Annotated in this window: 12 protein-coding genes and 1 pseudogene; all 13 read right to left on the bottom strand. The window is 64.0% G+C overall.

Annotated elements, in window-relative coordinates; genetic code table 11:
• Positions 1–47 precede the first annotated feature (47 nt).
• Complete coding sequence (gene eccB / locus AAHS21_RS28305; protein WP_330981179.1) at positions 48–1,550, bottom strand: type VII secretion protein EccB; 1,503 nt, start codon at positions 1,548–1,550, stop codon at positions 48–50.
• A 75-nt stretch (positions 1,551–1,625) separates the two neighbouring features.
• Positions 1,626–2,480, bottom strand: a complete 855-nt coding sequence (locus AAHS21_RS28300; RefSeq protein ID WP_330981178.1) for an ESX secretion-associated protein EspG — start codon at positions 2,478–2,480, stop codon at positions 1,626–1,628.
• A 93-nt stretch (positions 2,481–2,573) separates the two neighbouring features.
• Positions 2,574–2,876, bottom strand: coding sequence for a hypothetical protein (locus AAHS21_RS28295; RefSeq protein ID WP_330981177.1), 303 nt, complete (start codon positions 2,874–2,876; stop codon positions 2,574–2,576).
• A 48-nt stretch (positions 2,877–2,924) separates the two neighbouring features.
• On the bottom strand, positions 2,925–3,248 hold the full coding sequence (locus AAHS21_RS28290) for a type VII secretion target (RefSeq protein WP_330981176.1): 324 nt from the start codon (positions 3,246–3,248) through the stop codon (positions 2,925–2,927).
• An 86-nt stretch (positions 3,249–3,334) separates the two neighbouring features.
• Entirely contained in the window at positions 3,335–4,531 is a 1,197-nt protein-coding gene (locus tag AAHS21_RS28285; protein WP_330981175.1) for a PPE domain-containing protein, read from the bottom strand.
• A 27-nt stretch (positions 4,532–4,558) separates the two neighbouring features.
• On the bottom strand, positions 4,559–4,864 hold the full coding sequence (locus AAHS21_RS28280; RefSeq protein WP_330981174.1) for a PE domain-containing protein: 306 nt from the start codon (positions 4,862–4,864) through the stop codon (positions 4,559–4,561).
• A gap of 150 nt (positions 4,865–5,014) precedes the next feature.
• On the bottom strand, positions 5,015–9,265 hold the full coding sequence (gene eccCa, locus AAHS21_RS28275) for a type VII secretion protein EccCa (protein WP_330981173.1): 4,251 nt from the start codon (positions 9,263–9,265) through the stop codon (positions 5,015–5,017).
• Between the two features lie 111 nt (positions 9,266–9,376).
• Positions 9,377–9,694 carry a hypothetical protein gene (locus tag AAHS21_RS28270; RefSeq protein ID WP_330981172.1) on the bottom strand — a complete coding sequence of 106 codons (318 nt, stop codon included), beginning with the start codon at positions 9,692–9,694 and terminating at the stop codon, positions 9,377–9,379.
• On the bottom strand, positions 9,694–9,942 hold the full coding sequence (locus AAHS21_RS28265; protein WP_330981171.1) for a hypothetical protein: 249 nt from the start codon (positions 9,940–9,942) through the stop codon (positions 9,694–9,696). The genes AAHS21_RS28270 and AAHS21_RS28265 overlap by 1 nt, the downstream gene beginning before the upstream one ends.
• Positions 9,942–10,844, bottom strand: coding sequence for a hypothetical protein (locus AAHS21_RS28260; protein ID WP_330981170.1), 903 nt, complete (start codon positions 10,842–10,844; stop codon positions 9,942–9,944). Before AAHS21_RS28260 ends, AAHS21_RS28265 begins: the two co-directional genes overlap by 1 nt.
• A 1,538-nt stretch (positions 10,845–12,382) precedes the next feature.
• A complete protein-coding gene (locus AAHS21_RS28255) occupies positions 12,383–12,862 on the bottom strand; it encodes a hypothetical protein (RefSeq protein WP_342930783.1) in 480 nt (159 codons plus the stop codon).
• Positions 12,863–13,918: 1,056 nt separating this feature from the next.
• Positions 13,919–14,485: a hypothetical protein gene (locus AAHS21_RS28250; RefSeq protein WP_330981168.1), complete on the bottom strand. Its 567-nt coding sequence runs from the start codon at positions 14,483–14,485 to the stop codon at positions 13,919–13,921.
• 482 nt (positions 14,486–14,967) lie between these two features.
• Positions 14,968–15,147: pseudogene (locus AAHS21_RS28245) on the bottom strand (TlpA family protein disulfide reductase); the annotation flags it as partial.
• Between the last annotated feature and the right edge of the window lie 30 nt (positions 15,148–15,177).

Genomic DNA, 15,177 nt, shown 5'->3' with positions numbered 1-15,177 from the left:
ATATCCGCGCTAGTTGCGTTGGCCTGGATTTTCGTCATCGTTACTGGTCAGGGGGTTTTCGTTGGCAGTGTTTCGGCCCCGGCTACCGGCGCCAGGGTGTCATGCTGAGTGAGGGCGTCGGCGCGCGAGAGCGCCGGGCCCGGCGCCAGGGTGCGTATCAGAACCCAGGGCGCTTGGCGCGCCGAGGCGGTGGCGATGTGTAGTGGTTTGAGGGCCGAGTCGTCGAGCTCGATGCCGTAGCGGACGCCTTGATCAGACACCCACCACAGCGAGTCGCGGCTCACTGACACCGGGTCGGCGTTGGTGGTCATCACCAAATTCGTTGCGTTAGAAGCGATGTAGACCTGATCGGCCTCTGCCACCGCGCCGTTCGAGCGGGAGTCTTTCACCAAATGCACCAGCCGGTCATCGGATTCCGGCGGGGTGGGTAGCCCTTGGCCCGACAGCACGGTTATCTTGGCGGCCTTGTCGGTGGAGCCTTTCGACCACGCCAGGCAGGTGGTGCCGTTGACGTTGGTGTCCACCAGGTGCAGCCGGGTCGGCGGGTAGTAAGACACCGGCAATGACTCGACCACCGGTACGGCTGTGAGTCGGTCAGGCGACACCAGCACCGGGGCCAGGTCGCCGAACGAGTTCGACGAGCGCAGCAGCGACGCCACAAACGGCGAAATATGTTGAATCCCGTTGGGAAGCAACACAAATAACTGATCACCGGACTGCTGAACGTCATGAACCGACAGCACTGAGCCGATCGGCGCGGGCCGCCCAAAATCCCATGGCGACGGTTGCCCCGCGTTAGCGATCGTGGGAACGACCAACGGATCGGTGGCCGGGATCGCGTCGTAGAGCGCCCTCGACATTGGAATCGGTTGTGGTGCTGAGGAATCCACGCCCAGCGCCAACGCCACCGGTTTGTTGGAGACGTCGATCTCAGAGCGGTGCCCGTCCCAGATGACCACGGTTTTGTCGTCGTGGCGGGCCAGCACCGCGTTGGGCATCGTCAGCGGTGCCGAGCGCCGGCCGGCCAGTGGCCCAGCGATCGTCGTCACCACCGGGGCTTGGCCCGCCGACTTGGTTGCCGTGGCCGTCGGGGCGCTGTCGCACACCGCCCACTGCGACTCCAAGCCGGGGCGCACCGGCATTTGCGTTGGCGCACCGACGATTCCAACCATGGGACCTTGGGGATACTTGGCCAGCTCGGCGGCTTTGACGAAAGTCGGGTTGGCGTCCTCCCCCGAAATCAGGCGGGCGCTAATCAAATTCAACGCCGGGTGCAACCGGCCATCGACCATGACGTAGATGGCGCCGGTGTCGCGGTCGGCCAGGATTTGCGACTTGCCCACCTGCCCAGCCGGTTTGATGTAGGCCATCAGGGCGGCCAGCGCGATCATGACGATGGTCAAGGTATACCCGAGCACCAGAGCTGAGATGCGGCGCTGCTCCGGGTCGTAATCCAGGCGTACGCCGTGATGGCTCAATGCGGCCGCGTTGCGCCGATTCCAGAAGTAGTGCGCCGTAACCTGCAGTCGCGACGTGAGATTCAAGGCCATGAGGAAACCTTACCGGCGCTCATTGCACGATATCCGCGCTAATTGGGCGACCCAAGACATACGTCATGGCGACTGTCAGACCAGCTGCGGAGCAGACAGCAGGTTGGCCAGATCGTCGCGCAGACCGGTTGCGGTGGTCGGCCAGATGCTCGTCCATTCCTTGCCGTCCGCACCGGTGGTGGTGGTGAAACTGATCCGCCCATACTCGGTGTCGGCCACGGTCAACACGCGTGAGTGGGGGCGCACGTCGGGGCAGTGGTCGATGACGGCCACCACCGCCATCGCCGACTGATCCAAGTCCGCGGCCGCCTGCACCACCTCGACCTCCCACGGACCCAGGCCCAGCCGGCGCAGCGCCGCCGCCATCGCTTCCGGTTCGCGCCCGGCCGCGTCGATCGCCATTTGCATCATGCCTTTGGGGACGTTGATGCCGTCGATGTCGGCCGGCGGGTGATCACCGAAAGCGGGCAGCAGCATGTGGCACATCAGCTCGACTTGGTGTGTGGGCTCATCGCTTTCGCCCACCCCGCCGATCACCATCTCCTCGCCGTCGCGCGCTGCCATCGCCAAATAGCGGCCGTAACGGCACACCGCCATGACGCGCTCATGCACCGTGGCGCCGCAGTCCTGCGTCGCAGGCTGATCGGGCCGGCGAATAGTGAGGACCACCTCGCGCTCGGCGCGGCCGAGTACCGTCATCCAATCCCGCACCGCGGCGTCGACTCGGCCGTGCTCGTCGATCACGCCCGCCTGCACCAAGCTGTGGTATTGCGCAGTGTTGGCCAGGGGAACCTTGCCCGCGTCCGTCTCGACGATCAGATCGGAGTGCGCCGACGGGATGTAGGGCTTGAGATGCAAGCTGATCGGCATCCGCTCGACACCGAGCAACGCTTGCAGAGCCCACACGCATTCGACCGATGTGTTCAACACAGCTCGCAACCCCCGATCATGATGTGACGCGCAAGAGGGGGGCCCGCCGCAGCTGGCCCCCCTCTATACGGGTTCTGACGGCTAAACCCTGACCTAGATCGACTGAAAGCTTTGGCCAACGGTGCTGTCGGCGGCCTGGAAGGCCTGCGAGGCTCCGTCGATGGTGTCCCCGTGCCGGAAGATGACATCCTTGCCGTCCTGAATGCCCTCGTTGATCAACTGCTGCGCTTGCGCGTAGGCCTCAGCACCGTGCGGCCCCGAGAAGAAGTCGCGTGAGGACGCGAGCAAGTTATGTGCTTCTTGCCCAATCGAATCCAGCTCCTGAGCGAAGCTGTGCATGCCGGCCGTCATATCGGCCAGGCCGGCCGGGTGGTAGATCATTGGTCCTTCTGACATCGTGAATTCCTTTGCTCGTCGTAGCGAAAAATGCTGTGCTGGCAGGGATCAGGTGAAACGTAGGTGGCCCGCCACCGACGCGATGTGCCCTTGGGCCTCGGAGTCGGTGTTGTGGTACTGCGAGGCACCGCTGCGCAGCAGTTCGTTGACCGACTGGAATCGCGACTGGATCTTGTTCTGGGCCTCGTGGATTTCTTCAGCGGTCACCAGGTTGGTCGACCCGGCGCTACCCCGCAGGTACTGCGCGGAATTGCCATGCTGCACCAGGTCCGAATAGCGAGACAAAACGTCTTGCGCGCGATGGGACAATTCGTCCATCTGTCCGGCCAGGCTGACCACTGAACTTTGATCAACGTGAATGGGTTGTGACATCTAAATTCTCCTTGCAACAAATGGTGTGCCGTCGGTGGTGATTCTGAGTCTAGAAGCCCGTTGAGGGGGTCCCAGACGCTTTTTTCTCAGGCTCGTTGCCGCTCCCCCCTACTCGATCCGGGCCGCTCAGTGACCTGCATGGTGCGGCCCGGGCGCTGCTGCTCCCCGCTGGCAGTCTCGCGGCCCGCCGCCCCCGGGGCGCCGTAAAGGCCGCCGCCGCCCACACCGGCCGGGCGCGGCGACGACTCGCCCGCCGTCGTCGAGGAACCCTGCCAACCGCCCGGCAAGGTGGGCGCGGTCGGGGTGCTAAAGCTGCTGGCAGGGCGCACAAAGCTGCTCGATAACGCTGACGACCCGGTCAGCAGTCCACCCCCGCCTCCGCCGGCGGCGCCCATTCCCCCCATCGACGCTCCCGCAGCGGCGGTTTCGGGGCCCAGCCCGCCCGCGGCGGCACTGTTCAGACCATTCATCGACGACAGTGGGCCTAACATCCCGGAAAACAGCTGAGGCGCTTGCCCCAGCATCGACGGCAGCTGCTGGCCCGCCGACGTGACCTGTCCGAAGGCCGAACCCACCTGGCCAAACAGGCCACCGGCCTGACCCGCCATCGACGACATGATCGACGTCGGTTGCGACTGCCCGTCGGCCGCGGTGGTCATCGTTTTGGAGGCGGCCTGAAACGCGCTTTGCCCTCCGGTTTGTCCTACATCCTGGGCAACACCCAGCGCGGGGCCCAGCGGATTCGAGGCCGTTGGCGACAGCGGAAACGGTGCAGAAATCGCGCCCAGCGCCGTCGACACCACCGCGCCGTATTGGGTGCGGCTGGTCGCGTTGGTCACCCAAAAGTCAACATACTGTGCGTCGAGGACATTAATGGCGGGTGTGTTCTGCCCGAACGCATTCGTGGCGACTAAGCCGACTTGGGTGGCGCGGTTGGTCCAGACCACCGGGGCGGGAATCATCTGCTCGACCGCCGCGGTGTGGGCCGCGGCCACCTCAGCAGCTTGAATCTGACCGATACGAATCCACGCCGACGCTGCCGCACAGACCTCCATGAACTCGGCGGCAGACATCTGCATCATTTCCCCGGCCGGGCCTTGCCACCCCACCATGGCGGTGGTCGAGGTGGTCAACCCCATCGCCGTCAGCTCAGCGATCAGCATGTCGGCTACTGATTCGTAGCCCGCCGCCGCCCCCACCAAGCTCGCCCCGAGATCCCCGGCGATCATCAGGGTGTGATTCATGTCCGGCGGGACAGCACCGGCGTCCCCAAACGCGCTCATCGCGTCTTTGCCTCCCCCGGCGCCTGGCTAGATGACTAGCGTCGCCTCGTTCGCCGCGTCCATCGCGGTGTAAGCCACGCCGCTGCTGGCGATGGTCTGCGCGAACAGTGACCGCACCAGGGTCAGCTGTGTGAGCATCGCGTCGGTGGCGGCACCGTGCGCAGCGAAACCGGCGGCCGCGGCCGCTGACGCGTCCTCGCCTCCCGGTGGCAGAACTGCCGTCACCGGGCCGGCAGCACCGGCCATCGTGCCGCCCATCGTCGCTGCACCGCCCTCTTCGGCAGCTGAAGCGCCGGCGAGCACCGGAGCCGCGATCAATAGTGGATTCGTCATAATTCAGCCTCCCCAAATACATCCCGACTGTGGTGTCCAGTTTATGGCCCCGCGGACAACGTCTGACGCTAAATCTTACCGTTCACACGCGACACCCGCGTGTGAACGGTCGTACACCTATACCCACTTTTTCGTCGCACTATCCGCCGGTTAACGGCGTTTGCCCACAAACGGCGGCTCAGACCACCCCACCAGCACATTGTCGATGGCCGTGCGACGAGCCAGCCGACCCTTGCCCTCGCGCTGCGGCTCGGCATACACCCCAGGAACGATCACCCCGTGCTGGCGCAACCCATTCATCACCACCACTGGTGGCGTCATGTTCATCATCTTGCCCAACACGCCCTGCCCTGATTGCGCGTGATAGCTGAATTGCGCGATGTCGGCGGTAGCCACAATGTGTAGCCCTAAATCCTCGGCTTCCGCAACATATTGGGCCAGCGGCATCAATGGACTGCTGGCACCCGGCCACGCGGTGATCCCGTCGATGATCACAAACAATTCGCGGCCCTCCCAGAATCGCTTCGTGGCCAAATCCTCAGGCGTGGCGCCCGGCGGCGGCCGACGCTTTTCCAACAGCGCCGCCAATTCCTTGACGATTTCGGCGATCTGGTTGGGATTCTGCGCGTAGGCCGACAACCATTGCGTAGGCGGTACCACACCGATATTGGCGCGGCGGTGCTCCAACAAAATGATGGTCGCGTCCTCCGGGCGATACGAACGCATGATGCCGAGCATCATCGCGCGCAGCCACGTGCTCAGACCACACTCGGCAAGCCCCGTCGCCACCGCGTGAGGGTGATCGAAAAAGTCAATGGTCGCCGGAACCAGCGGCGCGCCAGGCAGATTCGACTCAGCAAGACCAAACGGCACCACCCGAGCCGGAAGCGGCTCAGTGATCCCGGCGAACACATCGTCGAGGAGAACCTTCTCCGGCAGCCGCGCCACCGCAGCAGCTTTCGCGACCCCGGCCACACGGCGCACCACCGCGCTCAACTCGTCTGCCTCGAGCTGGCGCGCTGCCGTGTCCGGCTCGCCGGACTCAGTGGGTGGATGAGCCAAAGCCGGCCAGCCCACCATCATGTGGTGCCCATCGGGGGTCAGCCCACGGCCCGGCTTGTCGGGGACCTCGCGCGCCGGGTTGCGTTCCGGATCGGCCCGGTCACGTTTGACGGTGGTGTCGTGCTCTTGGACCAGCTTGAGCTCCAGCGTCACCCCGGTCTCGGTCTTAATGCCCGTGGAAATCCCCGACAGGGTGCTGGTGTGGGTGTAGACCACCCGCACCCCGTAGTTCCGCGCCCGCATCAGCGCCGCGACCCGCGGCGCCAGATTCGTATAGGTTTCGGTGAAGTTCTTCCACCCATCGATAATCAACACGACGTCGCCACCGTCGACCGACCGTGCCGCTTGGACATCGGTAACCGGTGTGGCACCGGCATATTGGTCGGCGCCGAATTTCGCAACGCGCACCTGGTCCATGTCAAGGCGCTGTGTCGTGAACGCCCTATCGCGCTCGTTGACGATCGCTTCCACGGTCGCGATGATCCGAGTGACACCCTCGCTGTCGGTGCCCGCCACCACCGCCGCCACATGCGGAAGATCCGAAACCCGTGCCAGCTGAGGGCCGCTGGCCGCGATGCAGTAAAACTGCACCCGCTCCGGGCGATACAGCAGCGCCGTGGACGTCACCATCGTCATCACCGCAGTAGTCGCCCCCCGAGTCGGCGCGCCCACAACGAGGGCGTTGTCGCGAAGCAAATCCATGCAGTACGGCTCCTGGCGGGCCCCGCGCGGATAGTCGGCCAGCGCTACCGGCATGAACAGTCCCGGGTTGTTGCCATAGTCCACATGCCACGGCCGTCCCCGCCAGCGGGCCACCAACTCATCGGCCGGTGTGGGATCCCCCAGTACCGGCAGCCAGATGGGGCGCGGCGGCCGCTCCGGACCGGCCTGCAACGACTCGGCGATCGCCGTCACCATCTTGACCGGCTCCTGCTCTGGAGTCCGCGGTGCCGCCGGCGCGGCGCTCGCCTGATCAACGAGCTCAGGCTCGGGCGCCAGACGGCCGTCAACATCCTCGCTTTCGTCGACCGTGAACACCCGCGGAATGAACTCCGTGGCCGCCCGGCGCGGCGCCGGCGCGGCCTCCGCGCCCTCCTCGGGAGGAACGAAATCAGCCGAGGTGAAGAAGTAGCGAAACTTGCGCGCCTCCCGCAACGCCACCCGCAGATAGGCGGTGCCTTCCTCGCCCCGAGGCGCGATATGAGCGGCCCGGGCATCGCCGATCCCGGCTTTGGATTCCTCCTCCGTGCCGGTGCGCGCCGCAATGTTGTAGCCGAGCAACTTGGTGATGTCGCGCAGATTCTGGGTGTCCTTGGTCTGGCCCACCAACTTCAAAAACACATGCAACGAGCGGCCCACCCGGGCAATCCGCAAATACAGCTTGCGGAACTTCGGCCCCCAGATCGGGTCGGCGAACACCTCGTTGTATTCGTCGGTAATCACCCACAGCACCGGGATCGGAGGCAAAGTCGGATCAACCAGACGACGCCGGTTATAGCTGGTCACATCCGGGCAATCGTCAAGAGCGGCCAACATTTCACCCCGGCGATCCAGCTCACCGTCGAGAGTGTCATAAAGACGCCCCAACAAATGCCGTTCCTCATACAGGTTGCTCACCGCGGCCACCACATGCGGGAACCGGCTAATCGCCCCGGCCGCCGAGCGCAGCTTGAAGTCGGTGAACACGATGTTGAGGACCTCCGGGGAGTGCGTCAAACATGCCGCGGAGATCTCGGTGATCAAACCCTCGGACTTCCCGGCGCCGGTGGTGCCGATGAACAACCCGTGCATCCCCATGCCGCCCTGCGCGCCCTCCCGCAGATCCAGCCACACGGTTTCACCGGTGTCGGTGTAGAGCCCGATCGGGAAACGCATCCAGCCCGGCCCCTGCGCCCGGGTCGCTGCCCACAACCGGTCGGTGTCGAGGTGGCGGGGGTCACGAATCCCCAACACATCCAAGACATCTCGCTGCTCAGCCTCGTCGACGAGGGCCACACTCGCCGAGCCCTTAGCGCGATACCGGGCCAGGGCGCGAGCGAAACGCTCTGCGCCGTCAACGCTCATCTGATCGGCGGTCGCGTAGAACGCTTCCTCGAGCTCGTCGGACTTCGTGTCCGACGTCCCATACATCGTCGCCGCATGCTGCTGTTGCTCGCTGAGCAGCACCTGCTTGCGCAGCACTCCCCCGTCGATGCGGTAGGTCGTCTCCGGCGAAAATCCCACCCACTGCTTGGCGCCGCCGCCCAGCGTGCCGCCCGGGCGCGGTGGGACACGCTCTGCCAATCGGATAAAGCAGGTGCTGGCATATCCGAGCGCGCCGGTCAGTCCCGCCCAGTCCTCCGGGGTCGCGCAGTGATCATCGACAATGACCCGAAGTGGTTGCGCCCCAACGCCAGCCGACATGCCACTAGACGGCGCCGACCACGACTCCCGCGAGCTGTCGGGGTCCTCATCGAAGAACGCCTCCAACTCAGCCGGTGAGGAAAACAGCATCCGACGCTCACCGCAGCCATCGCGCACGCTGGCATGCTGCATGTGAGGAAGCCATTTCGCCCAATCCCATTGCGTCGGTGCAGAACTCACCACGATGATTTCCAGATCACCGGGGCTGTGAAAGGCGGCCAGCTGGCATAACATCGCACGCACCAATGCGCGCCCCTGTTCGAGGTTGCCTACGATCCCGACGCCGGGAAAACGTTGCAACCACACCGCTTTGGGCACACCATCGACGTACTCTTGGGCGTTCAAGAACTTGCGCAACGCATGCCCCGTTGCCGGCTCAAGGTCAGCAGCCTGTGCGATCTCCGGCTTTTCCAGCATCATCGCCAGCTTCACCTTGCCGACACCGACGCGCACCACCGAAAACATGTCCGCGCCCGGCTCGCGATCCCACATCCGCACCGAGCCTGCTACCGCAATCAAATCCTCTGGCGCCCAATGGAAATGGCAGCGATGCTCCCACTGCGCTCGGCGCTGAACATCCACAATGTCGCGCGTGTCGTCTTGCTGCGAGAACCACTTGCGCCGCCGCGCCGTCAGCTCGCCCCACGACATTTTCCGGGACGCCCCCCGGTTACGCACCACCATGCCGATCGCGCTAAAAGCCGCCATCCCACCGAAAAGCCCGAAACCACCGGCTAATTGGCGAGCACCCGAGGCGTACATCACCACGATCAAGCCGACGATCCCAACCAACAGCACGACCGGCAACACGATGCCCCAAATGCTTCGCGGCGGCGGGACCGGCGCCACAATAGGCGGCTCTAACTTGATCTTGCCGCCACCAGTTTTCGGGGGACGGACAGGATCGCCCGGGCGCTCAAATTTGTGAGTGGTCACCTCATCACCCTAACCCGTGTCTGCACCCAAATCCGCGCTAAATCGGCTACCCCAGACATCGTGCAGCGGGTTCATGACGTGCTGCCGAACAGTGCTGGCCCGCTGCGGTTTTCAGACCGTAATGACGGCCGACTGTCCGACCGCTTGAAGCTGAGTCGCGTTGCGATCATCCTCGGCCTGCAGTGTGCTCACCGCCGCCTGCGAAATATCCTGAAGCGCCGGACCCTCGCCGGCAGCCTCGGCCGTCATCGTCGCAGCCTCAGCGCCCATCGTGGCCCCCAAGCCCGCCCAGGCAGCGTCGAACGGAGACCCCGGCACCGGCGTCGGCACCGCGCCCGGCGTCGGTGCGGTTCTTGCCGACGTCGCCGCGACCGTAGCGGCAGCCTCGAGCAGCGTCGGCGGCGTCACCTTAATTACCTGAGCTGGCATCAGCTCTCCCCCATCTCCTCGGCAAAGCCGATCTTCCCCTCGAAGATCATCGCCTCAAGCTGCGCAGCGGTCCGTGCTAACTCCGCCGCCATCTCCCGACTCCGACTTTCCATCTGCTGCGACAACTCGGCGCACACATCATCGAGCATCGGCCCCGCCTTCAGCGGCGGGATCACCGGCATACTCACCGCCGCCCTGCCGGTCAGCGCGGCGATATCGACCAAGGCGCTAAAAATCGGGCCTTCCATCAGCTGCCCTCCCCATGACCCAAAATCTGGCGCGTCAGATACGCGATCTCGGGATACTTAATACCCCGCCCACCCGTCTCATTATCGAGGCTCCACAGCAGCAAAATCTCGATCAACCTCGACAAATCAAAATACGCCAGGACATGCGGTGAGGCGCCATCCCGGTTGATCAATCCCGGGCGCAGGCTCGTACCCATCCCGACCGCCTCGAAATAGGCACCTTCCAGCGCGGTCCAACGCTGCTGCTTCACCGGCACACCGCTGCGCAACGTCCCCAATACCTCCCGAATCACCGGCGCCACCGCCAGATCACGCACCGCACCCGCGCGCCCCAGCGCGGCCTCGGCCGCCTCCTGCGTCATCCGCCACGCCTCGGAAGGATCAGGCAAAGGACCATCACCGAAACCCAGCAGCCGCGCATACAAAGCACGATCCACCACTTCCAACCGATGCATATGACTCTCGTCAAGCGGCATCGGTGGGTCCGTCTCCTTAATCGGGGACAGCTCCACCGGGCAATCCTCAAAGTGCGGGACACTCACGGCCCGCGCAGGCACCGACGAGCCGCCATAACTTGTCGACACCGCCAACGCCCACAACTCCACACCCGGACTGTTCCTCGTCGCGAGCTCGGCATAAGCCAGCATCGTCTCGGCCGGGTTCGCCCAGCTAAACCACCGCTCCCGAAATGCCGGACTCAAACTTGAATCCGCGAACAGCATCCGCGCCGAACGCGGCACAAACACCCCAGCCGGAATGTAGCCCGCGCCATCACTATTCACGACAACGGTCTCAACACCAGACTGCGTGCGAAACACCCCCACACACCAGTCCATAAACAAGTACTTGCTCTTCTGGGAAGCATGCAGCAACTGATAAACCAGCTGTGACGCCGACTCCAACAAAGGATCCGGCCGCGACGAGCGCACTCCCTCAGTCGCAGCCCCCGCGCTGGCTCCCACGCCGGAACCAACCACACCCGGAGGAAGCGGCGCCACCGACGCTGACCCTGACGAGCCCCCACCCGGAGACGATGGAGCCAGCGGCGCACCCGACGCGGGGCTTACCGCCGCCCCAGCCGAAGCGGCCGCCGCTGCACGAGGGACATCTGACCCGAACGGGGGCAACGGCCCGACCGGGCCCGCAGGCACACCACCGCCACCCGCCGGGGCGGGCGTAGCCACCGGTGACGACACCGCCGGCGCACCCCCAGAAGCAGCGACCGGCGCCGGCCCCGGCGAATACGCACCTGCCGGAGCCGCACTCGTCGACATCGGAGACGGCTGCGTCACCGGAGGAGCCAACGGCGCGGGACCAGCACCCAAACCCGCGCCCAACCCACGAGAGAAATCCGTCGGAGAGGCGGCCGGCGAAGCCATCCCCCCAGCTCCCGAAGACAAACCCGTAGGCGTCAAACCCTGCGGCAAACCACCACCGCCCAGACCACCCAGACCGCCCGGAGACTCCGGCAACTTAAAACCACCGCCACCAGGGATTCCGCCACCCATACCGCCGCCACTCGACGGCGACGGGAGACCGCCCCCACTGCCACCACTAAACGGCAAGGGCGGCAGGGGCATGTTGTTGTTATCCCAGCCCCCATGTTGATTACCCGGCTTGGGATTGGGAGAAGAGTCCGGAGTGCCGTTTTTCCCCGTCGGATTGTCAGCAGGGTTTATCTGTCCGCCTGGATCGCCAGGTTGTTGCCCGGGCGGGGCAGCATTGTGAGCGTTGCCTGGCTTTGGGGATGGGGAAGGCGGCGGGTTCTCTGGCGGCGGGTTTCCAAGTACTGGTCCTTTTGGCATGTTGCCTATGCCGCGTCCGCCGCCGGGGCCACTACCGGCCTCCTGCATTTCACGTAGCTTTGGATCGACGGGGTCGTCGCCGTTTCCCGGCGGGCCTCCTGCTGGCGTGGACCCTTGACCGCCGCCCGGGTTGAGCTGTGGGGCCAGTTTTTCCACGGCGGCGGTCGCTGTCGCAGACTTGGCCATCGCCTCCGCACGCGCCTTAGCGATGACCAGGCCAATCTCGGACAGCGCCATCATTCCCATGCCGAGCCGGGCTTGCTCCTCTAGGCGCGCAATCTCCTGGTGCGCCTGTAGATCGATCTGGTCGAGATCTTCGCGCAGACCGTAGCCGAGCCGCCCAACCTCCTCGGAAACCCGGGAGAACGCGAACCAACGGTCGGCATGTCCAACGTACATAGCGGCAATGCGGCCGCAGGCCTGGACAAACCCATCCGCCACATGGCCCGAAAGTTCCGTAGCAACCCGATCAGAGGCCCCACGCACTACGTCCGCTAAATCGAGATTCTTAACGCCTTCGCCATGCTGCGCCTCAGAACACGACTGGCAGCTTTGCGGGTCTGTGTGCGGCCAGGATCCGCCAAGGATCACCGCCGAGTATCGCCGGTGTGGCATACCCGCCGGCGCGCTCATCCCTACCATTTGACTCCCAGAGCCCAGCAGGTGCTCATAGGCCCGTTTTCTGCGCCTAACGCGTCGTTCCATATGGTCTGGTCATACGGCTGCCACGGACCGGCAGCAAGGTCGATTGCCAACGACTTCTCGTCGTCGACGAAGCGTTGGAGCGTCCGCTGGAAGTACGGGTCGACGTCGGGGTGACTGTCGATGATCGGCTGAATGCGCCCCACCCAATCCTTGGTATCGCTAACAAACTTCGGCACCCCTGCAGCCGACGTTGCTGAGTCTGGCGGCCCTAAACTGGTGAAGGCCTTTCCCATTCGATCGCTCTCGCCCATCAGAGGCGCGATCGCACTGCAGAGCGCCCGATTCGCGGCGGCCATGTCGACAGGAGCCGACCGTGCGGGCGGCGACGATGTTCCGGCAGCTGGCGCGGCTGACGTTGTGGGCCGTATCAGGCCGATGATGCCCACCACGAGCGCCGCGGTAGAGATCACGATTGCTGCGCCGACAGCAATGGCCAGCGTCTTGCTTCGTCGCGGAGGTAGCGGTTGCGAGTATGGCCAGTTCGCCCCTGGCGGAGTGGGTAGAGGGGCAGGAGGAGGAGCACCCGGCAGAAACGGGTCCGAGCGCGGCCCTACCTGTGTGCCGGGCCCCCCATGATGCGTCGTCGACATTAATCCAGCTTAAGGCCCGCAAGCGGGACTAGCCACGGAAAACTCATCACGAAAGGTACGCTCGCTGGTCGGCTTAATGAGTTAAGTCGCGGTCGAGACCCTTCGCGTGCCCTGGCAGCCCTCGCTTTCAACTACCACTTGACACCTAAATCCCAGCAAATGCTCAGTGGACCGCCCAGCGCCGACAGGCTGTCGTTCCAGTTTGTCTGGTCGTATGGCTGCCAGGGGCCAGCCTCAAGGTCAGCAATCAGATACCTACGGTCGTCGACGAATCGTTGAAGCGACCGTCGAAAATAGGGGTCCGCGTCCTGATGGCTATCTATCACCGGTTGGATTCGCCGTACCCAATCCCGCGTGTCGCTGATGAATGTTCGCGCACTCGTATTCCACTCGGGGGTATTCGCCGCGCCTAGCCTCGAATATGCTTGCGCCGTTCGATTGCTTTCGGACATCAGTGGTGCGATCTCTGTGCAGAGGGCTCGATCGGCCCCGCTGCTATTCGCCGGCGCAGCGTGGGGGGCTGGCGACGAAGAAGTTCCTGTGGCTGGCGGCGCTGAGGTCGTCGGCCGGGTTAGGTCGATGATGCCGACGATGAGCGCGGCAATCGCGACAACCAGCGCCACCAACGCCGTGCCGATTGCGATGGCTACTGCCTGATTTCGCCGCGGTGGCGCCGGCGGCGTTGGCCAATTCACCGTTCCAGCGTAAAGCCTGCAGGGCACCACGACTGACGCGAAATCTGGTCGATCGTTGGCGCTCGGTGTCCTCGAATCGGCTGCACCGGTCCACGCCAGCTCAGCTGGCGCTGACGGTGATTCGCTTTTGGTGGGTGAAAGATTGTGCACGACTGGCATTTCCGAGGAGCCATCGCTTTTGCTACCAGTTGACAACGACGTTCCAGCATGTAACCAACGGACCGTTGTACGCCGATAAGCTGTCATTCCAGTCAGTTTGGTCGTACGGCTGTGGCTCGCCTTCCTCAAGATCAGCGATGAGATATCTGCGGTCATCGACAAAGCGCTGCAGCGAGCGAAGTAAGTAGGGATCGACATTCGAGTGTCCATCGATGACCGGTTGAATCCTTCCCACCCAGTTTCTGGTGTCGCCCATGAACGTCGATACGCCCGCGCTATATGTTGGGCTGCCTGCCGGGCCCAAGCTTGAGTAGGCCTTTGAGATCCGATCACTCTCCGTCGTCATCGGCGCGATCGCACCACACAATGCGCGGTTCGCGGCAGCAATGTCGCTTGGGTTGGGTTGACGGGCCGGAGTGGAGACTGACGTTTCTGTGGTTGGCGAAGCTGAGGTCGTCGGCCGAGTTAGGTCGATGATGCCGACGATGAGGGCGGCAATCGCGATAACCGTGGCCACCAATGATGTCCCGATTGCGATGGCTACTGCCTTGTTTCGCTGAGGTGGTGCCGGCGGGGTTGGCCAATTCACGGTTCCAGGGTAAAGCCTCCTGGGCACCACGGCTGACGCGATATTTCCTCGATCGTTGGCGTTCGTCGTCCTCGAATCGGCTGCGCTGGTCCACGCCAGTTCGGATGTCGCTGACGGTGATTCGCTTTTGGTGGGCGAAAGATTGTGCATGGCTGGCATTTCCGGGGCGGTAGGGTTGAAGACGCCCCACCACGGTGTGGCGGAAAGAGCTCGGCGAACTCCCACTTCAAGCCGAGCCCTTTCAACTTTGTGTTGCGCGCCAACACGTCTCGCACACATAGCAGTGTGAACCGCTTATCTGTAGTTAACTAGATTACAGAGAGCTAAATATGCGTGTTTATCTGCATATTTATCGTGAAGTACATGTACTCTATGAACGTGTCTAGCAATAGAAATCTCGGCGCTACGCCGGTACGGCGTGTTGCTTGCACTCCCTGTTTTTGTGTGCGAAATTCGCCGTGCGAACCTACAAGAGCGGTTGCGCCGATCGTGCCCCGTGCCGAAGCAGGGTCGTAGAAGATCGCGGTCTTGCCGCCGGGGGAAACGAAGTCGAAAGTGCCGCCTTGGGCCACGGCATCCTCGCCAGTGGTGCAGCCGGTGACCTGTGCTGCAGCGATGGCAAGGGTTGCCATGACGGCGACAGATCGCGTGACGCTACGCATAGATCTCCTTTGGGCGGCAACGCTTTCGGC

This window comes from Mycobacterium sp. 050272, assembly GCF_039023525.1.
Taxonomy (GTDB): domain Bacteria; phylum Actinomycetota; class Actinomycetes; order Mycobacteriales; family Mycobacteriaceae; genus Mycobacterium.
Note: the sequence above shows the minus strand (reverse complement) of the source record. Positions and strands in the feature narration are given on the sequence as shown.